Source organism: Xanthomonas sp. LF02-5 (genome assembly GCF_034105325.1).
Classification (GTDB): domain Bacteria; phylum Pseudomonadota; class Gammaproteobacteria; order Xanthomonadales; family Xanthomonadaceae; genus Xanthomonas_A; species Xanthomonas_A sontii.
The window spans coordinates 118,834-140,074 of record NZ_JAXGGF010000003.1; the positions used below are offsets into that span (position 1 = coordinate 118,834).

Consider the following 21,241-nt stretch of genomic DNA (forward strand, 5'->3'; position numbering starts at 1 on the left):
TTTTTTGTGCCCGCGCGCCGCGATCGCCACACGCACACGCTCCTACCCTGGGCACACACTCGCCTGGCGTCTTGCGCAAGTGCTGACGGCAGCACCGAAGTCCGGCGCTCCCTGTGGGAGGGACTTCAGTCCCGACTGCAATGAGGTCGAATGCGCCGATGGCTTCGCTCGTCGCGGCTGAAGCCGCTCCCACAAGACGCGAATTCCTTGTTTCTGGTACGCGTACCAGGCGAATGCTGGCGGCCGCGCCAGCAGCCTGATGTCGCCCTGTGGGAAGGACTCCAGTCCCGACTGCAATGAGGTCGAATGCGCCGATGGCTTCGCTCGTCGCGGCTGAAGCCGCTCCCACAAGAAGCGCATTCCTTATCTTCGGTGCGTGTACCAGGCGAATGCTGGCGGCCGCGCCAGCAGCCTGATGTCGCCCTGTGGGAGGGGCTTCTGTCCCGACTGCAATGACATCCAATGCGTCACTGGCTACGCTGCCATGACGCAGCGAACGCGCAGGCCCCCTTCCCTCACCCGGCAAACCCACCCGCATCCAGGAACGCCTGCTCTTCGGCTGTCGTCGTGCGCCCCAGCGCCATATTGCGGTGCGGGAAACGACCGAAGCGCTGGATCACGTCTTCGTGCACCACCGCCCACTGCAGCGACTCCGCATCGCCGAGCGCGCTGAACAGCTCCACCGCCTGGCGCTGCCGCGCCGCGTCCTCGGCATGCGTGTAGGGCAGGTAGAAGAACATCCGCAGTTCCGCGTCGGTCTCCTGGTCGAACCCTGCCGCCAGCGCCTGGTCGGCATAGCGGCAGGCCAGGCCGTCGGTGGCGAAGGCGTGCGCGCTACCGCGGAACACGTTGCGCGGCACCTGGTCGAGCAACAGCAGCAGCGCCAGCGCGCCTTCGGCGTCGGTCAGCCAGTCGCTGCGTTCGCCGCGCGCGGCGGCGTGATGCGCCTCCAGCAGGTGCTGGCGGACATTGGCGTCGAAGGAGTCGTTGGCGGCGAACCAGCGTTCGCGGCCGGCACTGCGCCAGAAGTCCACGACGGTGCGCGCAGGGGTGTCGGTCATTGCGGTGTCCATGGGCGAGAATCGCGCTGCATAACAGGTTCCGCGTCGCGATCCGGTGCAGCCGGGCGCGCCGATGCCGCACCCGCACTTGGCAAGCGCGCCGGCTCGGGCTAGCGTGCGGGCACGGCCGCAAGGGCCGGATTCATCTTCCGGGGAAAATTCGATGCGTCATCTGTTGCTCGCCTGCCTGGGCGTGGCGTTGTGCGGCCCGGCCGCCGCGGCCTCGCGTTTTGTCGACGATCCCTATCCCAGCACCTATCGCGCGCTGGCGTCGGTGCCGGTGCTGATCGAACACGCCACCGTGCTCACCGGCACCGGCGAGCGCCTGGACGATGCCGACGTGCTGCTGCAGGACGGCCGCGTGCAGGCGGTCGGCCGCGCGCTGGCCGCGCCGGCCAACGCCACCCGCATCGACGGCCACGGCAAGTGGGTGACGCCCGGCATCATCGACGTGCACTCGCACCTGGGCGTGTATCCCAGCCCGGGCGTCAGCGCGCACAGCGACGGCAACGAAGCGACCGCACCGGTGACCCCGAACGTGTGGGCCGAGCATTCGATCTGGCCGCAGGATCCCGGCTTCGGCACCGCGCTGGCCGGCGGCGTCACCGCGCTGCAGGTGCTGCCCGGCTCGGCCAATCTGGTCGGCGGCCGCGGCGTCACGTTGAAGAACGTGCCGGCCACCACCTACCAGGCGATGAAGTTCCCGGGCGCGCCGTGGGGCCTGAAGATGGCCTGCGGCGAGAACCCCAAGCGGGTGTACGGCGAGAAGGGCGGCCCGTCCACGCGCATGGGCAACGTCGCCGGCTACCGCGCCGCCTTCATCGACGCCAGCGAATACCTGCGCAAGAACGCGCCCAAGCAGAAGAGCCCGCCCAAGCGCCACTGGTGGAGCCGCGGCAACGGTGACAACGACAGCAGCGGCGACAGCGGCGGCAAGCGCGACCTCAAGCTGGACACGCTGGCCGGCGCCATCAATGGCGACATCCGCGTGCACATCCACTGCTACCGCGCCGACGAGATGACCACCATGCTCGACCTGGCCAAGGAGTTCGGCTTCAAGATCGCCGCCTTCCACCATGGCGTGGAGGCCTACAAGATCGCCGACCGCCTGGCCCAGGAGAACGTCTGCGGCGCGCTGTGGGCGGACTGGTGGGGCTTCAAGATGGAGGCCTTCGACGGCATCCAGGAGAACATCGCCCTGGTCGACCGCCCCGCCAACGGCTGCGCGATCGTGCACTCGGACTCGGAGGAAGGCATCCAGCGGCTCAACCAGGAAGCGGCCAAGGCGATGGCCGCCGGTCGCCGTGCCGGCATGGACATCCCGCCCGAACGCGCCATCCGCTGGCTGACCAGCAACCCGGCCAAGGCGCTGGGCATCGACAAGCAGACCGGTTCGCTGGAGCCGGGCAAGATGGCCGACGTGGTGCTGTGGAACGGCAATCCCTTCAGCTCCTACGCCCTGGCCGACAAGGTCTACATCGACGGCGCGCAGGTCTACGACCGCGCCGACCGCCGCCTGCAACCGACCTCCGATTTCATGCTCGGCCAGGAGGCTGCCCGATGAGCCGCGCCCTGCTCTCGTCCCGTCGCCTGGCGCAGCGCCTGGCCCTGGCCGCCTGCCTGCTGCTCGGCAGCACGCCCGGGTTCGCCCAGGACGTACTGATCCGCGGCGCCACCGTGCACACCGCCAGCGCCCGCGGCACCCTCGCCAATGCCGACGTGCTGGTCCAGGGCGGCGTGATCCGCGCGGTCGGCCCCGGCCTGAGCGCGCCGGCCGGCGTCGCCGTGGTCGAGGCCCAGGGCCGGCCGCTGACCCCGGCGCTGTTCGGCGGCATCACCGAGATCGGCATCGAGGAGGTCTCCGGCGAGGCCTCCACCGTCGACAGCACGCTGACACTGCCGCACGACCAGCCGATGCGCCCGGAGTTCGACGTGACCCTGGCCTACAACCCCGAATCGGTGCTGATCCCGGTCGCACGGGTGGAAGGCATCGGCTTCACCGCGCTCGGCGCCAACACCGGCGGCGCCTTCGTCGCCGGCCAGGGCGCGGTGATGCGCCTGGACGGCGGCGCCGACCCGATCGGCCCGCGCGCGCTGTACCTGCATCTGGGCAGCGATGCGCTGGAACTGAGCGGCAAGTCGCGCGCGGCGCAGTGGATGCTGCTCGACCAGTTGGTGGCCGAAGCGCGCGGGCGCATGCCCGCCGATTCGCCGCATGCGCTGCTGACCCCGGCCGGACGCGCGGTGCTGGCGCACTATCTCGCCGGCCAGGGCCGCATCGTGGTCACGGTGAACCGCGCGGCAGACATCCGCCAACTGCTGCGTTGGGCACAACGCGAGAAGGTGCGCATCGCCATCGCCGGCGGCGACGAGGCCTGGAAGCTGGCGCCGGAACTGGCGAAGGCGCAGGTGCCGGTGTTCGTCAATGCGCTGGACGACCTGCCGGCCAGCTTCGACCAGATCGGCGCCACCCTGGAGAACGCCGCGCACCTTGACGCCGCCGGCGTGGCGGTGAGCTTCACCCAGGGCGGCGACGGCGCGCACAACGCGCGCAAGCAGCGGCAGCTGGCCGGCAACGCGGTCGCGCACGGGCTGCCGTGGGACGCCGCCCTGGCCGGCCTGACCCGGGTCCCGGCCGAGGCCTTCGGCGTGGGCGACCGTCTGGGCAGCATCGCCCCGGGCAAGCTCGCCGACCTGGTGCTGTGGGAAGGCGACCCGCTGGACGTGGCGCATTACGCCGAACAGGTCTGGCTGGGTGGCCGCGCCATCCCGATGCGCTCGCGGCAGACCGAACTGCGCGACCGCTACATGCAGCAGAACGGCGCGCTGCCGAAGGCGTACACGCACTAAACCGCGTCGAGCACGCCGGGACGGCATCGCACTGACGATGCCGTCCCGCCGGTGGCGACGCCCCGCAATGCGCACCTGAGCGCTGCCCCACCGCCGCGCGGAAACGGCATCGCGTCCGCGTCCGCGCGCAGTAGGCTGTGCGCCTCGCTGCCGTCGCCCGCGCCGCCATGCCCTGCTTGCTTCGCCTGCTGCTGTGCTGCCTCGCCCTGTACGCCGCGGCACCCGTGCTGGCAAACGCAGCCGATTTCGGCGTCGCTCGGGTCGGCGATCGCTTCGTCGTCGACAGCGGCGCCGATTTGCAGTTCAGCGTGGACGCCCGCACCGGCGACGTGGTCTCCATGCGCTACCGCGGCGTCGAACTGGAGAGTCCGGAAGCCAAGCACTCGCAGATCGCCTCGGGCCTGGGCAGCGCCCGCGTCGCCGCACGCACTGTCGGCGACACCATCGTGGTCTCGGCCAGCGCTGGCGACCTGGTGCAGTACTACATGGCGCGCAAGGGCCGCGACGCGCTCTACCTGGCCACCTATGCGCCGACCCTGCTGCCGGTCGGCGAACTGCGCTTCATCGCCCGCCTCGACGCAACCAAGCTGCCCGACGCCGAGCGCGAACCGGATTCCAACATCGGCACCGCGATCGAAGGCAAGGACGTATTCCTGCTGCCGGACGGCCGCACCAGCTCCAAGTTCTACTCGGCACGGCGCGCGATCGACGACAGCGTGCATGGCGTCAGCGGCCCCGGCCTCGCCGTGCGGATGTGGATGGGCGATCGCGAACACAGCGCCGGCGGGCCGTTCTTCAAGGACATCGCCACGCAGCGGACCACGCGCACCCACGAGCTGTACAACTACATGTTCTCCAACCACACCCAGACCGAACCCTACCGCGGCGGCCTGCACGGGGTGTACGTGCTGCAGTTCAGCCGCGGCGGCGCGGAAGCGCAGGTGCCGCCGGACCTGCGCTTCGTCGACGCGTCGCTGGGCTTGCAAGGCTTTCTGGGCGCGGAAGCGCGGGGTGCGGTGGCCGGCCAGGTCTCCGGCATCGACGCAGGGCAGCCGGCAGTGGTGGCCCTGCGCAACGCGCAGGCGCAGTACTGGGCCAGGGCCGATGCCGACGGCCGCTTCCGCATCGCCGGCATCCGCCCCGGCGCGTACCGTATCGCGCTGTACCAGAACGAGCTGGAGGTGGCCCACGACACCGTGCAGATCGCAGCCGCGGCCACCGCGCAGGCCGAGCTGCACGCGGTGCCGCTGCCGGGCCAGGCGATCTGGCAGATCGGCGATCCCGATGGCACGCCGGCCGGTTTCCGCAACGCCGCGTTGCTGGCGCGCGCGCATCCCTCCGATCGGCGCATGGCGCCATGGGGACCGCTGACCTATCGCGTGGGCCACGACTCTCTGGACGCATTCCCGGCGGCGCAATGGCGCGGCGTCAACACGCCCACGCACATCGCCTTCGTGCTCTCGCCGGGACAGGTCCACGCCTACCGCCTGCGTCTGTTCGTCACCCTGACCCAGGCCGGCGGCCGTCCGCAGCTGCGGGTGAACGATCGCTGGAGCGGACCCGTGCCGCCGCGGCCGGAGCAGCCGGACAGCCGCGGCATCACCCGCGGCACCTACCGCGGCAACAACACCGTCTATCTGTTCGACATTCCGGCCAGCGCGCTGCAGGCAGGCCTCAACACGCTGGACATCGACGTCGCCTCGGGCTCGCCGGACAACGGGTTCCTCGGCCCGGGCATCGTCTTCGACAGCGTGCAATGGCTCGCGCCGTGAGGCGCTGCGGGCAGACGCGCCACACGCGCCGGCGAGGACGTCGCCACGCTGCTACGCTGCGCCCCTGGCCCGACGGAGACATCCCGATGCGCGGTTCGCTGTCCCTCCAGCGCCTGCTGCCGCTGGCGCTGCTGGCCCTCGCCTGCGGCGCCGGCGCCGCGCCGCCCACACCCGGCGTCTATCTCGCCGATGGCGGCGACCGCCTCGACGTGGCGCGCGACGCCGACGGTCTGGGCTTCTCGCTCGACGTCACCGGCGCCAACGGCCATACCTGTGCGCTGGACGGCACGCTGCAGGGCGAACTCGGCTTCACCCGCGCGCACGACGACGATCCCGCGTCGCTGTGCCGCACCCGCCTGCACGCCGAGGGCGACGCCATCCGGGTCGAGGCGCTCACGCCCGACAGCTGCCGCGACTACTGCGGCGCACGCGCCTGGTTCGAAGGCGACTACCGACGCGCCGCGCCGGCCTGCGTGCCCGAGGCGGCGGAGGCCACGCGCGCGCGCTTCCTGCGCCAGTACCAGGCCAAGGACTACGCCAACGCCGAACGCACCCTGGCCGCACTGCTGGACGGCTGCGGCAAGACCCTGTTCTGGCTGGACGCCGCGCAGGTCCGCACCGATCTGGCGCTGACCCAGTATCACCTGGGCGACCGCGCCGGTTGCCTGCGCACGCTGGCACCGGTGCTGGAACGCGCCGGCAGCGGTGCCGAGGACGTGCGCAACAGCCTGCCGCCCAGCGATGCCGACGGGTTCCTGCCGATCGCCCGCGCCGCCTGGCACAACGCGGCACTGTGCAAGGCGCCGCCGCGCTGAGACAGGCAGGAACGGCGGCGCCCGTGCGGCGCCGTCAGTTGGCGCCGATATTGGCCTGGATCCAGGCCCAGCCGTTGCCGCGCACCACCTCGAAACCGGCCTCGACCACGTGCAGGTACATCGCGTTGCTGAAGCGCCCGTCCTGCGCGCGGTGCGTGTGCAGCCAGCTCAGGAACGGCTTGATGTCGATGTTGAGATTGCCGTTGCTCGGCAGGGTCGGCTGGCCGGCGGTGTTGTGCGGAATGAAGGTGTAGACGTAGTAGCCGGCGGCGCTGTTCATGCCTTCCCACAGATCGAAGGTGTAGCCGCCGGCGCTGATGACGTTACTGGCGGTGAGCGTTCCGATCGGATACGAGTTGTGGCCGCCCCAGATCATCACTTCGGCCTGCGGAATCGCGCTGGAGGACACCGTGCTGTCCCAGCGGAAGAACAGGTCGTAGGCGAAGTCGCCGGCCAGGTTGCTGCCGCCGGACGAGTACGCGAAGGTCGCCGGCAAGGACCGCAGCGCCGAGACCTGCCGCGGGAAGGTGCGGTCGGCAGTGGGATTGAAGCCGTAGTGCGAGCCGCGCAGGATCGCCGGATAGCCGTACAGACTGGCGTTGGGGAAATTGAAGGTCACGGTCATGCTCGGCGTGCTGCCGCTGTGGAACGTGCCCTGGATGACGTTGTTGGGGTCGTTGAAGTTGTTCACCCAGGCGTACTGGTTGCCGTACACCTGGTACGGCCCGGCCAGCGCCATCGGCGCGATGGCGAGCAGGGCGGTGGCGAACAGCGCGCGCAGGGTCCGCGCCCAGCCGCGCGGCGACCTGACGACCGTGGCGGGAAGGCGCGGCGAAGCAGCGGCGGAAACGGAAGCGGAAGCGTGCATGGCGGTCTCTCCTGAGCGTGCAGGGGCAGCGAATCTACTGCCGCGGCGGACGCTAGCAAGGTGCACGTACCGCGAGCTATGACAAGACCCGCGCATGTCATGCGCCAGCGCAATAGCGCTACCGCGATCCAGGCCACGGCCGCGCGGCGCTTCACAGATATCGCGTGCCAGCGAGATTTCCGCCACGGCATCGTCTACGCATTGCGGTCGCCGGGCGAACGGTCGGCAGCGACATTTCGCACTGCAGCATGCCGATGTACGCAGTCGCAGCGCGCGCGACGCCGCGATAAGCTGATGCGTCATGACGGAGAAGCACGATGACGTTGCGCTGGTATTTCGATTTCATCTCGCCGTTTTCCTATCTGCACTGGCAGCAGGTGAAAGCGCTGCCGGAGTTCTCGCGGATCCAGCCGGTGCCGATCGTGTTCGGCGCGGTGCTGGCGCAGCTGCAGACGCGCGGGCCGGCCGAGGTGCCGCACAAGCGCGAGTTCACCTATCGCTTCGTGCAGTGGCAGGCGCAGCAGCAAGGCGTGCCGCTGCGCTTCCCGCCGGCACATCCGTTCAACCCGCTGACGGCGCTGCGCCTGTGCATCGCCGCCGGCACCACGCCGCAGGCCATCGATGCGCTCTTCGACTGGCTGTGGCGCGATGGCCACGCGGGCGACGACGCCGCGGCCCTGGCGCCGGTCGGCCAGGCATTGGGGATCGCCGACGTCGCCGCGGCCACCGCCGATGCGCAGGTCAAGGCGCAACTGCGCGCCAACACCGAACAGGCGCTGGCGGCCGGCGTGTTCGGCGTGCCGACCCTGCAGATCGACGACACCCTGCTGTGGGGCAACGACGCGCACCCTCTGATGCGCGCGGTGCTGGCCGACCCGCAACTGCTGCAGCGCGGCGACATGGCGCGCCTGAGCGCGCTGCCGGTCGCGGTGCAGCGCAACGCCTGAGCGGTCGCCATGTCCATCGATCTCCCCAATCACTGGAGCTTCAGCGGATGCGCATCGGCATCGTCGTAGATTCCGCCTGCGATCTGCCGCAGGACTACATCGCCCAGCACGACCTGGTGGTGTTGCCGATCAGCGTGCGCCTCGGCGGCACCGTCCTGGCCGATCGCCGCGACGAAGCGGCGACGCTGGAGTTCCTGCACGCACAGGTCAGCGCGCACGGCGCCGAAGCCGAGACCGTTCCGTACAGCGTGGCGCAGATCCGCGAGCTGTTCCTGAGCCGGCTGGTCATCGACTACGACCACGTGTTCTGCCTGACCATCACCAAGACCCGCAGCCCGATCCACGACCACGCGCAGCAGGCCGGCTTCGCCATCCTCAACGACTACAAGCCGATCCGTCAGGCTGCCGGCCACGCCTCGCCGTTCGCGCTGCGGGTGATCGACACCCAGAACCTGTTCGCCGCGCAGGCCGTGATCGCCGTCGAGGCGGTGCGGATGCGTGCCAACGGTGCCGGCGTGCAGGCCATCCGCGAACGGCTGGAGACGCTGGCCGAGCACACCCATGGCTACATGATCGCGCGCGACCTGTACTACCTGCGCAGCCGCGCGCGCAGCAAGGGCGACCGCAGCGTCGGCCTGCTCAGCGCCGCGCTCGGCTCGGCCCTGGACATCAAGCCGGTGCTGCACTGCCACCGCGGCGAGACCGCGCCGGTGGCCAAGCTCAAGGGCTTCGACCACGCCGTGCAGACCCTGTTCGGGCTGGCCGCCAAACGCGTGGCCGCCGGGTTGATGACGCCCACGCTGTGCCTGAGCTATGGCGGCGAGCTGGCGGAACTGCGCGCCCTGCCCGGCTACGCGGCGCTGCGCCAGGCCTGCGACAGCCACGGCGTTGAGCTGCTGGAGAGCGTGATGAGCCTGACCGGCATGGTCAATGTCGGCAAGGGCGCGCTGGTGCTGGGCTTCGCCGGGGAGGCGCTGCACTTCGGCTGATCGCCCGCTGGCCGCGTCGACGGCGGGTCGCCGCCGGCTCTGCTAGGCTGCGCCGCTTCGTACCGCCTACAAGAGATGCCCATGGCCGTCACCTACTCGATCAGCCTGCCCGATCCCGCCCGTGCCCGCGGCAGCAACCCGTCGCTGAGCTTCTCCGCGCACGGCGCCGACGCCTTCGCCGAACAGCTGCAGGCCGCCCTCAGCGATCCGGCCTGGTTCGAGCGCTGGCGCGCCATGCAGCCGGAGCCGGACGAGGTCGATCCGGCGCTGGGCGTGACCGATCCGGCAGCACGGGTGACCGGTCGCCAGGACGATCTGCGCATCGATCTGTCCGCGACCACCAGCATCCCCGGCGACATCCTCAAGCAGCGCCTGCGCCTGCTGGCCGGCAGCGGCTGGGAACTGCGCGACGTGCGCTAAAACGCGCGCCCAGGCAACCGCACCGCGGTGGCCGACGCGCCTACGCGGAGCCGCGCCACGCTACGACGCGGCCACCGCCCGGCATGACCAGGACCAGCGCAGATTGACCGCCAGCGTGCCCAGCACGATCAGCGCCAGGCCCAGCCACTGCACCGGCACCAGCCGGTGGCCGTACAGCAGGTAGTCCAGCAGCAGCGTCACCAGCGGATAGACGAACGCGACCACCGCGATCGCCGCCACGTGCAGGTGCCGGTAGGCGCTGTAGAACAGCACGTACACCACGCCGCTGTGGATCACCCCCAGGCCGATCAGCCAGAACCAGTGGCGGCCGGGATGCAGCGCGGCGCTGCTGGAGAAGCCGACCAGCATCGCCGCACCGACCCAGCACTGCACCGTCACCACCGCCAGCGGCCGCTCGCGGCTGATCCGCCGCGACATCAGCAACGAGGCGCCACACAGCAGCGCGCCAAGCAAGGTCAGCGCGATCCCGCCCAGGTAGCCGCGGTCGGCGCTGGACCACAGCCGCAGCGGATCGGCCGAACAGGCCACGCCGACGAAGGCCAGCAGGGTCCAGCCCAGGTCGGCGCGGCGGCTGCGCTCGCCCTGCAGCACCGCCGCCAGGATCAGCATGACGAACGGGAACACGTGGTAGACCATGGTCGCCACGCCGATCGACGAGCGCGCCATGCCGGCGAACAGCGCCACCCAGTTGAGCACCAGCAACACCCCGCTGAGCGCCGCGTCGCGCAACAGCGCGCGCTCGCGCCACAGGCCGCGCAACTGCCCGCCGAGCAGGCCGCACACGGTCAGGAACAGCGCGCCGAACAGGCAGCGGTAGAACACCGCGGTCACCGGGTCCTGGCCGCTCTCGTGCACGAACACGCCGACCGAGCCGATCAGCACCTCGGCCAGCAGCAACTGCCACAGTGCCCGCCTGGACGCGCCCGCGGATGTCGCGACGGCGGCGCTCACAGCGCGATGCTCCCGTGCAGGTACTGCACCGCCGCGCCACGCACCTGCACGTGGTCCGGCGTCACCCGGCAGTCCAGTTCGCCGCCGCGTGCAGACGCCTGCCACGCACGCAGGTCGCACTTGCCCAGGCGCTGCGCCCACAGCGGCGCCAGCGCGGCGTGGATCGAGCCGGTCACCGGATCCTCGACGCCGCCGTTGGCCGGCCAGAAATAACGCGAGACGAAATCGTGCTCGCGCCCGGGCGCAGTGACCGCGACATCGCGCGGTGCCAGCGCCAGCATCCGCGCCAGGTCCGGCACCACCGCCCGCACCTGGTCTTCGTCCGCGTACACGGCAATGTAGGCCTGGTCGTTGCGGTACGCCGCCTGCGGCGCGATCGACAACGCCTGCGCGAGTGCCTGCGGCACCGCCGCCAGCGCGGCCGGCGCCTGGTTCGGAAAGCGCAGGACGAAGCGCCCGTCGGCCTCGCGGTCCACCCCCAGTTCGCCGACCGCCGCGGCACGGAACCGCAACGGCAGCGGCGCCAGGCCCTGGGTGGCGACAACGAAAGCGCTGGCCAAGGTGGCATGGCCGCAGAACCCCACTTCGCGCAGCGGCGAGAACCAACGGATCGCGAACGCGCCATCGGCCTCGCGCACGAAGAACGCGGTCTCCGACAGATTGTTCTCGCTGGCGATGGCCTGCATCAGCGCGTCCGGCAACCACGCCTGCAGCGGCACCACCGCGGCCGGGTTGCCGCGGAACCGCACCGTGGTGAAGGCATCGACGATGAACAGCGGCAGTTGCACGCGCGGCCTCGGGAATGGGGAAGGACACGGCCAGTGTGCGCCGGGCTGGGCGACCAGCACAGAGTCAGATACGCTGCAAATCGACCGATACAGATGAGGCCGCCGCATGCGCCTGTACGAAGCCCTCGCCAGCCAGCTGCGCGACCAGATCGCGCAGGGCACGCTGCGTGCCGGCGAGCGCCTGCCGTCGATCCGGCAACTGGCCGCCGGCCACGGCATCAGCGCCGCCACCGCGGTGCAGGCCTGCCTGCAACTGGAACGCGAAGGCCGGGTGCAGGCACGCCCGCGCTCGGGCTACTTCGTGCGCGCCGCGGCCACACCGCAACCGGCCGGCGCAGGCGCCGCTACCCGGCGGCGCGCGCCGGGCGCGGTCGCCAATCCGGCGCTGCAGGGCGTGCTGGACATGCTCGCGCGCTCGGATCTGGTGCCGCTGCACACCGCCACGCCGGCGGCGGTGCTGCTGCCCGGCGCGCACCTGGCCAGCGCGCTGGCGCGGCAGTTGCGCCGCCAGCGCAGCGCCGCGCTCGACTACGCACCGCCGCAGGGCCACGCCGCGCTGCGCCGGCAGATCGCGCAGCGCTACGCGCACTGCGCCACGGTCGTTGCCGCCGACGAGGTGGTGGTGACCGCCGGCGCGATGGAGGCGATCAGCCTGGGGCTGCGCACGCTCACCGCCCCTGGCGACGTGGTGCTGGTCGAGACCCCGACCTACCACGGCATCCTGCAGGCGGTGGCGGCGCTGCGCCTGAAGGTGCTGGAGGTCCCGAACCGGCCCGGCCAGGGCATCGACGCCGCACGCCTGGACGCACTGCTGCAGCGCACGCCGGCGCGCGCCGCGGTGCTGGTGCCGAACTTCAACAACCCGCTGGGCAGCCTCACCCCCGATGCCGCCAAGCGCGCCGTGCTGGACAGTTGCGCGCGCCACGGCACGGTGGTGATCGAGGACGACATCTACGGCGAACTCGACTGGTCGGGGCAGCGCCCGCGGCCGCTGCGCCATTTCGACACCCACGGCAACGTGATCACCTGCGGCGCCTTCTCCAAGGTGCTGGCGCCCGGCCTGCGCGTGGGCTGGCTGCTCGGCGGCGCCTGGACCGACGCGCTGGTGCGCGCCAAGTACTTCTCCACTATCGGCGGCGCCAGCCTGCCGCAACTGGCCCTGGCCGACTACCTGCAGCGGCACGACCTGGAACGCCACCTGCGCAAGCTGCGCCGCACCCTGGCCGACAACGGCCAGCGCCTGCGCGAGGCGGTGCTGCGGCACTGGCCGGCCGGCACCCGCATCGGCGACCCGGCCGGCGGCCTGTCGCTGTGGCTGCAACTGGCCGACGCCGGCAGCGGCCAGGCGCTGTTCGAGGCCGCTCTCGCCGCCGGCATCGGCACCTCGCCCGGGCACCTGTTCTCCAGCCGCGGCGACTATGCCGACCACCTGCGGCTGAGCTGCGGGCAGCCGTGGAGCGAGACGCTGGAAGATGCAATGCGGCGGCTGGGCAAACTGGCCGCGCGACTGCCGCGCTAGCGCCGCGTCCAGCGCCGCACCGCGATCCCGATGCGAAGTTCGCTCCCAGCGCTTGCTCGCACCGCGCCTACAAGGCGCCCTGGTCCGCCTCCGAGCGACGCCGTGCATGCAACTCCACATGCGCGCCGACCGGTCGCGGCGATCGCCCCGCATGCGACACGACCGCGGTGGCCGCATCCGACGCAACGGCGTGACCGCGATCGACGATAGCCAGTCGCGGCGTGCGCTACGGCGTTGCCGCGCCGATCGCCAGCGCCACGCAGGCGCCGACCAGGGTGCAGGCGAGCATCGCCACGGGGCTGAGCGGGCTGCGCCAGCGCGGCCAGGGGAGCAGCAGGATGCGACGGCAAGACATGGCGCGGCTCCGATCCAGGGACGTGGCGAGGGCGAACCCTGCGGAATCTAGCCAGCGCAGGTCTCAGCAGGCGCGAACGCGATCGCACAACCGCGGGTCGGGCGGTGCGGCGCACCTGATTGTTTACGAGACCGGCCACGTCGCGGCCGCGGCGGTCACCGGGCTGTCATGTGTGTGCTCGGCGAGCCTCGCATGCATCGCGCGCCTGTGGCCGCCTTGCCACCGCGCAGAACGGCCACGGACGACAAGGCGGGAACGCTGCGACCGGCAGCGCAACGCGCGGCCCCCTGCCCGGCGGGCCGCGTCGCGCGGCCGCCGGTGGAGCGCGCTCAGCCCTGCAGGGCGCGCGCGTGGAAGGCGATGTGCTCGCCGATGAAGCTGCCGATGAAGTAGTAGCTGTGGTCGTAGCCGGGCTGCACGCGCAGGGTCAGCGGGTAGCCGGCGGCCTCGGCGGCGGCCTGCAGCAACTGCGGGCGCAACTGCTTCTCGAGGAACTCGTCGCCGCCGCCCTGGTCGATCAGCAGCGGCAGGCGCTCGCTGGCACTGCCGATCAGCACGCTGGCGTCGTAGGCCTGCCACTGCGTGCGGTCCTCGCCCAGGTAGGCGGTGAATGCCTTCTCGCCCCACGGCACCTGCGTGGGCGCCACGATCGGCGAGAACGCCGACACGCTGCGGTAGCGGCCGGGATTCTTCAGCGCGATCACCAGGGCGCCGTGGCCGCCCATCGAATGCCCGCTGATCGCGCGCCGGCCGTTGTGCGGGAACTGCGCCTCGATCAGCGCCGGCAGTTCCTGCACCACGTAGTCGTACATGCGGTAGTGCGCGTCCCACGGCGCCTGGGTGGCGTTGACGTAGAAGCCGGCGCCCTTGCCCAGGTCGTAGCCCTCGTCGTCGGCGACCTGCTCGCCGCGCGGGCTGGTGTCGGGCGCGACCAGGATCACGCCATGCTCGGCCGCATAGCGCTGCGCACCGGCCTTGGTGATGAAGTTCTGCTCGGTGCAGGTCAGGCCGCTGAGCCAGTACAGCACCGGCAGCGTGGTGTGCTCGGCCTGCGGCGGCAGGTACACGGCCACCTGCATGGGGCAGCCGAGCACAGCCGAGTCGTGGCGATAGACGTCCTGCCAGCCGCCGCAGCAGGCGTGGTGTTCGATACGTTCCATGGGCAGTTCCGGGAAGAGGGCCTGCGGCCGCGACCGGCCGCAGGCGGGGTGCCGCGACGCGTCGACCGGCGACGCGCGCGGCAGCGGGCTTCAGTGCAGCACGCCGTTCTTGCGCGCCACGTGGGTGGAGATCGCGTCCATCAGCGGCGGCGACAGGCAGTCGTACGGTTCCAGCTTCAGTTCGCGCAGGCGGTTGCGCACCCCGTCCATCGCCTCCGGACGCGTGCCGCTCTCGATGATCGACGACACGAAGGCGGCGAACCCCGGCGCCGACCAGCCCTGCTGCGGCGACAGTTCCGTATGCACGAAATCCAGACCGTAGAACGGATGCTCGGTGTTCTCGATGCGGCCGTACATGTGCACACCGCAGCCGGTGCAAGCGTGACGGCGGATGGTTGCGCTCTCGTCCACCACCTTCAGCTTCTCCTCGTGCGCCGTCACCTTGACCTTGTCGCGCGCCACCACCGCCACCACCGAGAAGGTCGCGCCCTTCGGCTTCCAGCACTTGGTACAGCCACAGGCGTGGTTGTGCGCGGTCTGCGCGCCCACTTCCACCACCACCTTGTCGCTGGCGCAATGGCATTCCAGGGTACCGCCCTGGAAATGCTCCGCGCCGGCACGCACGCCGGCATCCACCGACGGATGAATCGTCACAGTACTCATCTTGCCCCCTCCCGGGTTCGTTGCGTCGCTGCAATGCGCGGAAACGGCCGCGCGCCGGACTGACCTGCGGTCAGAAGTGGATGACGGTGCGGATCGACTTGCCCTCGTGCATCAGGTGGAAGGCTTCGTTGATCTCGTCCAGCGGCAGGGTGTGGGTGATGAACGGGTCGAGGTCGATCTCGCCGTGCATCGCCTGCTCCACCATGCCCGGCAGCTGGGTGCGGCCCTTGACCCCGCCGAAGGCGCTGCCGCGCCAGACGCGGCCGGTGACCAGCTGGAACGGGCGCGTGCTGATTTCCTGGCCGGCGCCGGCCACGCCGATGATGACGCTCTCGCCCCAGCCCTTGTGGCAGCACTCCAGCGCCGAGCGCATCACGTGCACGTTGCCGATGCACTCGAAACTGAAGTCCACGCCGCCGTCGGTCAGCTCGACGATGACTTCCTGGATCGGCTTGCTGTAGTCCTTCGGGTTGATGCAGTCGGTGGCGCCCATGCTGCGCGCCAGCTCGAACTTGCCCGGATTGGTGTCGATGGCCAGGATGCGCCCGGCCTTGGCCTGCACCGCGCCCTGGATCACCGCCAGGCCGATGCCGCCGAGGCCGAACACCGCGACGCTGTCGCCTTCCTTCACCTTGGCCGTGTTGTGCACCGCACCGATGCCGGTGGTGACGCCGCAGCCGAGCAGGCACACCTTCTCCAGCGGCGCCTCGGGGTTGACCACGGCCAGCGAGATCTCCGGCACCACCGTGTACTCGCTGAAGGTGCTGCAGCCCATGTAGTGGTAGATCGGCTGGCCGTTGTAGGAGAAGCGGGTGGTGCCGTCGGGCATCAGGCCCTTGCCCTGGGTGGCGCGCACCGCCTGGCACAGGTTGGTCTTGCCGGACAGGCAGAACTTGCACTTGCGGCACTCGGCCGTGTACAGCGGGATCACGTGGTCGCCGACCTTGACGCTGGTCACACCCTCGCCCACCGCCTCGACGATGCCGCCGCCCTCATGGCCGAGCACCGCCGGGAAAATACCTTCCGGATCGTCGCCAGACAGCGTGAACGCGTCGGTATGGCACACGCCGGTATGGGTGATGCGCACCAGCACTTCGCCCTGGCGCGGCGGTTCGACATCGATCTCCACGATCTGCAGCGGTTTGCCTGCTTCGAAAGCGACGGCGGCTCGGGACTTCATGCGATTTCTCCTGGCTGACGGAATGGGCGTGGGGTGGGGATCACTTGAGGTAGGAGCGGACCAGCATGGCCATCTCGCGCACGCGCGCGGCGCGCTGCGCATCGGAGGTGGCGGCATGGCCGAATTCATCGCGGACATGCGCCTGCATCACTTCCGACATCAGGCCGTTGACCGCGCCGCGGATGGCGGCGATTTGCTGCAGCACAGCAGCGCAGTCCGTCCCCTCCTCCAGCGCGCGTTCCAACGCCTCGGTCTGGCCGCGCAGGCGGCGGATGCGGGCGAGGACGCGCTTCTTTTCGTGCGGGGCGTGCGGCATGTGGCGGGGACTCGGGAACTATACTGGGGGATAGTATTCCTGCCATCGAAAAAAGAAAACGCCCGCGCCGTTACTCCACCCATCCTGGCCGACCCGGGCGCGGCCGGACGCCCCGCCGCGCGGGTGCCGGCGCATGGCAATGCGTGTCGGCCCAGGACACGAAACCGCCATGTTGGCGCCGCCGGTGCTGCCTATGATGGCCACGCGTTCATGCGCGGGCCCCGGTGCCGGTGGCCACGTCCCTGCCCGCCCCCAGTTCCAGGCAGCCGCGGCCACGTCTAGACTGGGCGAATCCCCGTGTGGCCGCCCTTCAAGATCGTGGACATGAAATCCTTCATTCTGGTCGTCGACGACGATCCGGATCTGCGCCGACTCATCAGCGAGTTCCTGAGCGACCACGGCTATCAGGTGGACACCGCCGAGACCGTGGCGGAGATGCGCCTGCGGATGGCCGAGCGCCAGCCGGACCTGGTGATCCTGGACGTGATGATGCCCGGCGAGGACGGCCTCAGCGCCGCCCGCCAGCTCGCCAGCGAGCGCGGCGCGCCGGCGGTGATCATGCTCAGCGCGCTGGGCAGCGACACCGACCGCATCATCGGCCTGGAAGTCGGCGCCGACGACTACCTGGCCAAGCCGTGCAATCCGCGCGAGCTGCTGGCGCGGGTCCGCGCCCTGCTGCGGCGCAGCCAGGCGGCGACGCTGCCGCCGGAAGCGCGCGGCAACGTCTACGAGTTCGCCGGCTGGCGGCTGGACGTGATCCGCCGCGACCTGCGCGATCCCACCGGCATCTTCATCAATCTCTCCGACGGCGAATTCGCGCTGCTGCGCACCTTCGTCGAGCATCCGCAGCGCGTGCTCAGCCGCGACCAGCTGCTCGACTACGCGCGCGGCCGCGATACCGAGGTCTACGACCGCGCCATCGACAGCCAGATCAGCCGCCTGCGCCGCAAGATCAACGAGCGCGTGCAGACCGAACTGATCCGCACCGTGCGCAACGAGGGCTACATGCTGCTGCCGAGCGTCGCCCGCCTGTGAGCGGGCCCACGCGCGCCCGCCGCGGCGTGCCGATCTTCGCCCGCGCCTTCCTGCTGCTGGTGGTGGCGCTGCTCACCGCGCAGCTGATCGGCATCGCCCTGGTGCTGCGCACGCCGGTCTACGAGATGCCGGTGCACCCGCCGGAGGTGATCGCCCTGCTCAGCACGCGCATGCCGGCCGGCACCCAGACACTCAAGGTGCAGGACACCGCCCATGCGCCGCTGCCGGCGCGCGACCAGGTGCGCGACCGCAACGTGGAACGGCTGATGGCGCACTGGCTGGAAGTGGCGCCGGACCAGGTGCGCTTCTACCGCAACAGCGACGGCCGCCTGGAACGCCTGCGCCTGCGCCTGGGCGAACGCCCGCCGCCGCCGCCGCATGGCATGGCGGCCGACGACGACGTCCCCGCACCCGCGGAGGTCGCGCCCTCAGCCACCGCGCAGCAACCGCCGCCACCGGAACCGCCGCCTGCGCCCGGCGAGGCACCGCGCAATGGCGCCTTCGGCGCGACCATGCGCGCCGTGGGGTGGCGCGAACGCGGCTTCGCCCCGGCGGTACCGCTGCTGGACGGTTTCACCGCGGCCCTGCGCCAGCCCGACGGCCACTGGCGCAGCGTGATGTCGCCGCCGCGGCGGTTCTCCAACGAATTCAAGACCCAGGTGGTGATGCTGTTCCTGGTCGGCATGCTGGCGATGCTGCCGCTGGCCTGGTGGTTCTCACGCGCACTGTCGGCGCCGATCCGGCGCTTCGCCGAGGCGGCCGACCAGCTCGGCCGCAATCCCGACGCGCAGCCGCTGCGGCGCAGCGGCCCCAGCGAGATCGTGCAGGCGGCCGATTCGTTCAACGCGATGCAGGCGCGCCTGAACCGGCTGATCAACGAGCGCACGCACATGGTCGCGGCGATTGCCCACGACCTGCGCACGCCGTTGGCGCGACTGGCGTTCCGCCTGGAGACCCTGCAGCCGCCGCTACGCGAGAAGACCATGGCCGACATCGACGAGATGAAGGCGATGATCTCCGCGGCGCTGGACTTCATCCACAACGACAGCCGCCGCGGCACCCGCTCGCCGCTGGATTTCCGCCTGCTGGTGGAAAGCGTGGTCGACGACGCCAGCGACACCGGAGCCGACGTGGTGCTGCTGCTCGGCGACGCCATCACCCTCGACGGCGACCCGCTGTCGCTGCGGCGCATGGTGATGAACCTGGTGGAGAACGCGCTGAAATATGGCAAGCGCGCACGCCTGCAGCTGCGTCACGAGGACGGCGAATGCGTGCTGTGGATCGACGACGACGGCCCCGGCATCGATCCCGCACAGCGCGAGAAGCTGTTCCTGCCGTTCTTCCGCGGCGAGAACTCGCGCAACCGCGATACCGGCGGCATCGGCCTGGGCCTGTCGGTGGCGCACAGCATCGTGCTGGCGCATGGCGGCCAGATCGCCCTGGACAACCGCCCCGAGGGCGGCCTGCGGGTCAGCGTGCGGCTGCCGTGCCAGGCGGTCGACGGCTGAGCCGGGCGCGCCGCCGTTCCGCCGCACGTCGATCGACTCAGCGCTGGTTCGGCTCGACGACCACGGCCGTGCCATAGCACAGCACTTCGGTCAGGCCGGCCATCAGCTCGGTGGCGTCGTAGCGCACCGCGACGATGGCGTTGCCGCCCATCTGCCGCGCGTGCTGCAGCATGTCCCGGTACGTCTCAAGGCGCGCCTGCTCGCATAGCTCGGTATAGATGGTGATGTTGCCGCCGAACAGCGTCTGCAGCCCGCCGAGGAAATTGCCGACGATGGAGCGCGAGCGCACGGTGATGCCGCGCACGATGCCCAGATTGCGCACGATCCGGTAGCCGGGAAGTTCCAGCGCGGTGGTCACCATCGCATCGTTCAGTGGCGAGACCGCCGCGCGCGGCGGCGAGGAATTGTACGGATCGGTCATCGGTGTGCCCTGCTGGCGTGGCCCGTGGCTCCGCGGACCGCGGACCCGGCGCGCACGCACCGAGGCCGACAGTGTTAGCACCGCATGAAGAACCACGCAATCGCCAGCACCAGGCCGCCACCCCATAGCAGCAGCATCGCCACGACGCCGGCCAGCACGACCGCCACCCGCCATCGGCCCAGCCCGCGCGAACGCCGCACCACGTGCACGCACAGCCAGCCGCCCAGCACCACGCCGCTGGCGACCACCGCCCATCCGAGCAGATCGATGAGCGGATCCTTGGGACCAAAGTCGGCGGGGCATTGGCTGGTCGCATGCGCGGATGCCATGCAGCCGAGCGACGCCATCACGAGCGCAATGCGTTCGAAAAGACGCCGTCGAACGCTCGTGCGCTCTACGACCGCTCGCGAAGACGTGCCTGGTGCCATCACGGCGCGTGCTTGAGATTGGATTTGCGCAGGCCAAGCCCTTTCCAGAACGCCGGGGGATAGTGCAGATCCGGGCGCCCCACCCATCCCCGTACAAGATCGAGTTCGTAGCCCTCGTCCAGCTTCCGGTAGTGGACCGACGCAATGGCGATCTGATCCCAATCACCGGTGAAGGTGAGGTCGGCCAGCGACGCGGGATAAGACCCGGTACGCAGCTTGTACAGTTCAACCAACGACACCACCGTCTTGAAATGCTGGTCGCCGAACTTGGCATCGGCCTGCTCCTGCAGACCGCAGGCGGAAACGGCAAAGGCAACGAGCAACACCACACCAACGATCTTCAGTTTCATGCATCCCCCCAATGACGCTCTCTCCGGCACCACAAGCGCCTCTCGCTCGGATCGCGACAGCGACGGCATTCCCCCGCCACGCATAGTGCGCGTGACACCAGCTTACATTGGGTAAGCCGCCGGCCGACTACGGCAAAAGCGGGCTTCCCGCCGCCATCCATTCCGGCAACGACGCCGCAAGCGGCACGCGCTCTGCCTCGGCCACGGCGCCCAGATCGCAGAGAAAGAGGGATACGCCGGTCCGGCCAACGCGACCAGCACGCCTTGGCCGCCGCTGTCGTCGCCGATCAGCACATGGCGCGGCAGGCAGCGCGCGACCTCGAAGGTCGCATGGCGTTCGGCCAGGTCAGTGGCGTCGTACAGCCGCACTCCATCGGCGCGCGGCTGCCCGGCCTGGGGCGTGCCCAGGGCGCGGATGGGCGGCTAGGTGTCTAGCGCGAAGGCCATAGCCGTCGCCACCATGGCGGCGTTTGCGGCGCTATGGCACCCGCACGTCGCTGCGCCACAGCCTCGGCATGACGCGACAGCAGCAGCGGCAGTGCGGTCGCCCGCCAGAACACCAGGCTGACGTAGCCCGAGGACATGCCGCCATGGCTGAGGCGCGGCACGAAGACCGACTCGACGGATGCGTCGTCCAGCGCCGTGCCGACCAGGCGCGCGAAGGTGTCGGCGAGCAGCGCCTCGCACTGCGTGGCCGTCGCCGGCAACGGCACGCCGGCCAGGGTCGACGCCATCTCTTTCCACAGATACGGATCGCCACGGCCGCCCCATCTGCTCGGCTCGTCCTGGAACAGGCCCGCCATGTCACCGATCGCGGTCATCGT

23 protein-coding genes are annotated in these 21,241 nt (G+C 70.5%); 10 read left to right on the forward strand and 13 right to left on the reverse strand.

Features of this window, described 5'->3' with window-relative positions:
• Positions 1-515 precede the first annotated feature (515 nt).
• Positions 516-1,061 carry a DUF924 family protein gene (locus SLW52_RS09645; protein ID WP_152239636.1) on the reverse strand — a complete coding sequence of 182 codons (546 nt, stop codon included), beginning with the start codon at positions 1,059-1,061 and terminating at the stop codon, positions 516-518.
• Positions 1,062-1,224: 163 nt separating this feature from the next.
• On the opposite strand from SLW52_RS09645, the gene SLW52_RS09650 reads away from it, so the two are divergent.
• From SLW52_RS09650 to SLW52_RS09665, 4 genes are all read left to right on the forward strand, one after another.
• On the forward strand, positions 1,225-2,625 hold the full coding sequence (locus tag SLW52_RS09650) for an amidohydrolase (protein ID WP_267099678.1): 1,401 nt from the start codon (positions 1,225-1,227) through the stop codon (positions 2,623-2,625).
• On the forward strand, positions 2,622-3,911 hold the full coding sequence (locus SLW52_RS09655) for an amidohydrolase family protein (protein WP_320740261.1): 1,290 nt from the start codon (positions 2,622-2,624) through the stop codon (positions 3,909-3,911). The genes SLW52_RS09650 and SLW52_RS09655 overlap by 4 nt, the downstream gene beginning before the upstream one ends.
• Before the next feature lie 167 nt (positions 3,912-4,078).
• On the forward strand, positions 4,079-5,683 hold the full coding sequence (locus tag SLW52_RS09660; RefSeq protein ID WP_320740260.1) for a rhamnogalacturonan lyase B N-terminal domain-containing protein: 1,605 nt from the start codon (positions 4,079-4,081) through the stop codon (positions 5,681-5,683).
• Positions 5,684-5,769: 86 nt separating this feature from the next.
• On the forward strand, positions 5,770-6,498 hold the full coding sequence (locus tag SLW52_RS09665; protein ID WP_267099681.1) for a hypothetical protein: 729 nt from the start codon (positions 5,770-5,772) through the stop codon (positions 6,496-6,498).
• A 34-nt stretch (positions 6,499-6,532) separates the two neighbouring features.
• Here SLW52_RS09665 and SLW52_RS09670 read toward each other — a convergent pair whose 3' ends face one another.
• Complete coding sequence (locus SLW52_RS09670; RefSeq protein WP_026144748.1) at positions 6,533-7,366, reverse strand: cellulase; 834 nt, start codon at positions 7,364-7,366, stop codon at positions 6,533-6,535.
• A 317-nt stretch (positions 7,367-7,683) separates the two neighbouring features.
• Between SLW52_RS09670 and SLW52_RS09675 the strand changes: the two genes are divergently transcribed.
• From SLW52_RS09675 to SLW52_RS09685, 3 genes are all read left to right on the forward strand, one after another.
• Positions 7,684-8,313, forward strand: coding sequence for a DsbA family protein (locus tag SLW52_RS09675; protein ID WP_152244542.1), 630 nt, complete (start codon positions 7,684-7,686; stop codon positions 8,311-8,313).
• Positions 8,314-8,360: 47 nt separating this feature from the next.
• Complete coding sequence (locus SLW52_RS09680) at positions 8,361-9,302, forward strand: DegV family protein (RefSeq protein ID WP_320740259.1); 942 nt, start codon at positions 8,361-8,363, stop codon at positions 9,300-9,302.
• Positions 9,303-9,383: 81 nt separating this feature from the next.
• Entirely contained in the window at positions 9,384-9,722 is a 339-nt protein-coding gene (locus tag SLW52_RS09685) for a hypothetical protein (RefSeq protein ID WP_017913202.1), read from the forward strand.
• A 60-nt stretch (positions 9,723-9,782) separates the two neighbouring features.
• Here the strand turns inward: SLW52_RS09685 and SLW52_RS09690 are convergent, their stop codons facing one another.
• Together SLW52_RS09690 and SLW52_RS09695 are read right to left on the reverse strand one after the other, a co-directional pair.
• Positions 9,783-10,694, reverse strand: coding sequence for a DMT family transporter (locus tag SLW52_RS09690; RefSeq protein ID WP_320740258.1), 912 nt, complete (start codon positions 10,692-10,694; stop codon positions 9,783-9,785).
• Entirely contained in the window at positions 10,691-11,482 is a 792-nt protein-coding gene (locus SLW52_RS09695; protein WP_320740257.1) for a PhzF family phenazine biosynthesis protein, read from the reverse strand. Before SLW52_RS09695 ends, SLW52_RS09690 begins: the two co-directional genes overlap by 4 nt.
• Before the next feature lie 106 nt (positions 11,483-11,588).
• On the opposite strand from SLW52_RS09695, the gene SLW52_RS09700 reads away from it, so the two are divergent.
• Complete coding sequence (locus SLW52_RS09700) at positions 11,589-13,001, forward strand: PLP-dependent aminotransferase family protein (RefSeq protein ID WP_320740256.1); 1,413 nt, start codon at positions 11,589-11,591, stop codon at positions 12,999-13,001.
• A gap of 226 nt (positions 13,002-13,227) precedes the next feature.
• On the opposite strand, the gene SLW52_RS09705 is transcribed toward SLW52_RS09700, so the two are convergent.
• The 5 genes from SLW52_RS09705 to SLW52_RS09725 form a co-directional block, all read right to left on the reverse strand.
• Positions 13,228-13,356 (reverse strand): hypothetical protein, encoded by a 129-nt coding sequence (locus tag SLW52_RS09705; protein ID WP_017908007.1) that lies wholly within the window; start codon positions 13,354-13,356, stop codon positions 13,228-13,230.
• Between the two features lie 329 nt (positions 13,357-13,685).
• On the reverse strand, positions 13,686-14,516 hold the full coding sequence (fghA, locus tag SLW52_RS09710; RefSeq protein WP_267099686.1) for an S-formylglutathione hydrolase: 831 nt from the start codon (positions 14,514-14,516) through the stop codon (positions 13,686-13,688).
• 90 nt (positions 14,517-14,606) lie between these two features.
• Positions 14,607-15,179: an S-(hydroxymethyl)glutathione synthase gene (gene gfa, locus SLW52_RS09715; protein ID WP_026143453.1), complete on the reverse strand. Its 573-nt coding sequence runs from the start codon at positions 15,177-15,179 to the stop codon at positions 14,607-14,609.
• A gap of 70 nt (positions 15,180-15,249) precedes the next feature.
• Positions 15,250-16,359, reverse strand: coding sequence for an S-(hydroxymethyl)glutathione dehydrogenase/class III alcohol dehydrogenase (locus tag SLW52_RS09720; RefSeq protein WP_017912530.1), 1,110 nt, complete (start codon positions 16,357-16,359; stop codon positions 15,250-15,252).
• Positions 16,360-16,399: 40 nt separating this feature from the next.
• The gene (locus tag SLW52_RS09725; RefSeq protein WP_017908003.1) at positions 16,400-16,675 is read right to left on the reverse strand and encodes a metal/formaldehyde-sensitive transcriptional repressor; all 276 of its coding nucleotides are present in this window, start codon (positions 16,673-16,675) and stop codon (positions 16,400-16,402) included.
• A 318-nt stretch (positions 16,676-16,993) separates the two neighbouring features.
• Between SLW52_RS09725 and SLW52_RS09730 the strand changes: the two genes are divergently transcribed.
• Together SLW52_RS09730 and SLW52_RS09735 are read left to right on the forward strand one after the other, a co-directional pair.
• On the forward strand, positions 16,994-17,710 hold the full coding sequence (locus SLW52_RS09730) for a response regulator transcription factor (protein WP_026143454.1): 717 nt from the start codon (positions 16,994-16,996) through the stop codon (positions 17,708-17,710).
• Complete coding sequence (locus SLW52_RS09735) at positions 17,707-19,218, forward strand: ATP-binding protein (protein WP_320740255.1); 1,512 nt, start codon at positions 17,707-17,709, stop codon at positions 19,216-19,218. The genes SLW52_RS09730 and SLW52_RS09735 overlap by 4 nt, the downstream gene beginning before the upstream one ends.
• A 37-nt stretch (positions 19,219-19,255) precedes the next feature.
• Here SLW52_RS09735 and SLW52_RS09740 read toward each other — a convergent pair whose 3' ends face one another.
• From SLW52_RS09740 to SLW52_RS09755, 4 genes are all read right to left on the reverse strand, one after another.
• Positions 19,256-19,639, reverse strand: a complete 384-nt coding sequence (locus tag SLW52_RS09740; protein WP_152180951.1) for a YbjQ family protein — start codon at positions 19,637-19,639, stop codon at positions 19,256-19,258.
• A gap of 74 nt (positions 19,640-19,713) precedes the next feature.
• Positions 19,714-19,986, reverse strand: coding sequence for a hypothetical protein (locus SLW52_RS09745; RefSeq protein ID WP_320740254.1), 273 nt, complete (start codon positions 19,984-19,986; stop codon positions 19,714-19,716).
• Between the two features lie 80 nt (positions 19,987-20,066).
• Positions 20,067-20,417, reverse strand: a complete 351-nt coding sequence (locus SLW52_RS09750; RefSeq protein WP_017908640.1) for a hypothetical protein — start codon at positions 20,415-20,417, stop codon at positions 20,067-20,069.
• A gap of 431 nt (positions 20,418-20,848) precedes the next feature.
• Positions 20,849-21,238 carry a hypothetical protein gene (locus SLW52_RS09755; RefSeq protein WP_320740253.1) on the reverse strand — a complete coding sequence of 130 codons (390 nt, stop codon included), beginning with the start codon at positions 21,236-21,238 and terminating at the stop codon, positions 20,849-20,851.
• Positions 21,239-21,241: the final 3 nt, after the last annotated feature.

Excerpts from the sequence above, each read along its gene's own strand:
- SLW52_RS09670 (WP_026144748.1), bottom strand. The coding sequence starts at position 7,366 with ATGCACGCTTCCGCTTCCGTTTCCGCCGCTGCTTCGCCGCGCCTTCCC.
- SLW52_RS09700 (WP_320740256.1), top strand. The coding sequence starts at position 11,589 with ATGCGCCTGTACGAAGCCCTCGCCAGCCAGCTGCGCGACCAGATCGCG.
- SLW52_RS09705 (WP_017908007.1), bottom strand. The coding sequence starts at position 13,356 with ATGTCTTGCCGTCGCATCCTGCTGCTCCCCTGGCCGCGCTGGCGCAGC.
- SLW52_RS09660 (WP_320740260.1), top strand. The coding sequence starts at position 4,079 with ATGCCCTGCTTGCTTCGCCTGCTGCTGTGCTGCCTCGCCCTGTACGCC.
- SLW52_RS09645 (WP_152239636.1), bottom strand. The coding sequence starts at position 1,061 with ATGACCGACACCCCTGCGCGCACCGTCGTGGACTTCTGGCGCAGTGCC.
- SLW52_RS09740 (WP_152180951.1), bottom strand. The coding sequence starts at position 19,639 with ATGACCGATCCGTACAATTCCTCGCCGCCGCGCGCGGCGGTCTCGCCA.
- fghA (WP_267099686.1), bottom strand. The coding sequence starts at position 14,516 with ATGGAACGTATCGAACACCACGCCTGCTGCGGCGGCTGGCAGGACGTC.
- SLW52_RS09655 (WP_320740261.1), top strand. The coding sequence starts at position 2,622 with ATGAGCCGCGCCCTGCTCTCGTCCCGTCGCCTGGCGCAGCGCCTGGCC.
- SLW52_RS09675 (WP_152244542.1), top strand. The coding sequence starts at position 7,684 with ATGACGTTGCGCTGGTATTTCGATTTCATCTCGCCGTTTTCCTATCTG.
- SLW52_RS09650 (WP_267099678.1), top strand. The coding sequence starts at position 1,225 with ATGCGTCATCTGTTGCTCGCCTGCCTGGGCGTGGCGTTGTGCGGCCCG.
- SLW52_RS09680 (WP_320740259.1), top strand. The coding sequence starts at position 8,361 with ATGCGCATCGGCATCGTCGTAGATTCCGCCTGCGATCTGCCGCAGGAC.
- SLW52_RS09725 (WP_017908003.1), bottom strand. The coding sequence starts at position 16,675 with ATGCCGCACGCCCCGCACGAAAAGAAGCGCGTCCTCGCCCGCATCCGC.
- SLW52_RS09685 (WP_017913202.1), top strand. The coding sequence starts at position 9,384 with ATGGCCGTCACCTACTCGATCAGCCTGCCCGATCCCGCCCGTGCCCGC.
- SLW52_RS09750 (WP_017908640.1), bottom strand. The coding sequence starts at position 20,417 with ATGAAACTGAAGATCGTTGGTGTGGTGTTGCTCGTTGCCTTTGCCGTT.
- SLW52_RS09745 (WP_320740254.1), bottom strand. The coding sequence starts at position 19,986 with ATGGCGTCGCTCGGCTGCATGGCATCCGCGCATGCGACCAGCCAATGC.
- SLW52_RS09665 (WP_267099681.1), top strand. The coding sequence starts at position 5,770 with ATGCGCGGTTCGCTGTCCCTCCAGCGCCTGCTGCCGCTGGCGCTGCTG.
- SLW52_RS09720 (WP_017912530.1), bottom strand. The coding sequence starts at position 16,359 with ATGAAGTCCCGAGCCGCCGTCGCTTTCGAAGCAGGCAAACCGCTGCAG.
- gfa (WP_026143453.1), bottom strand. The coding sequence starts at position 15,179 with ATGAGTACTGTGACGATTCATCCGTCGGTGGATGCCGGCGTGCGTGCC.
- SLW52_RS09755 (WP_320740253.1), bottom strand. The coding sequence starts at position 21,238 with ATGACCGCGATCGGTGACATGGCGGGCCTGTTCCAGGACGAGCCGAGC.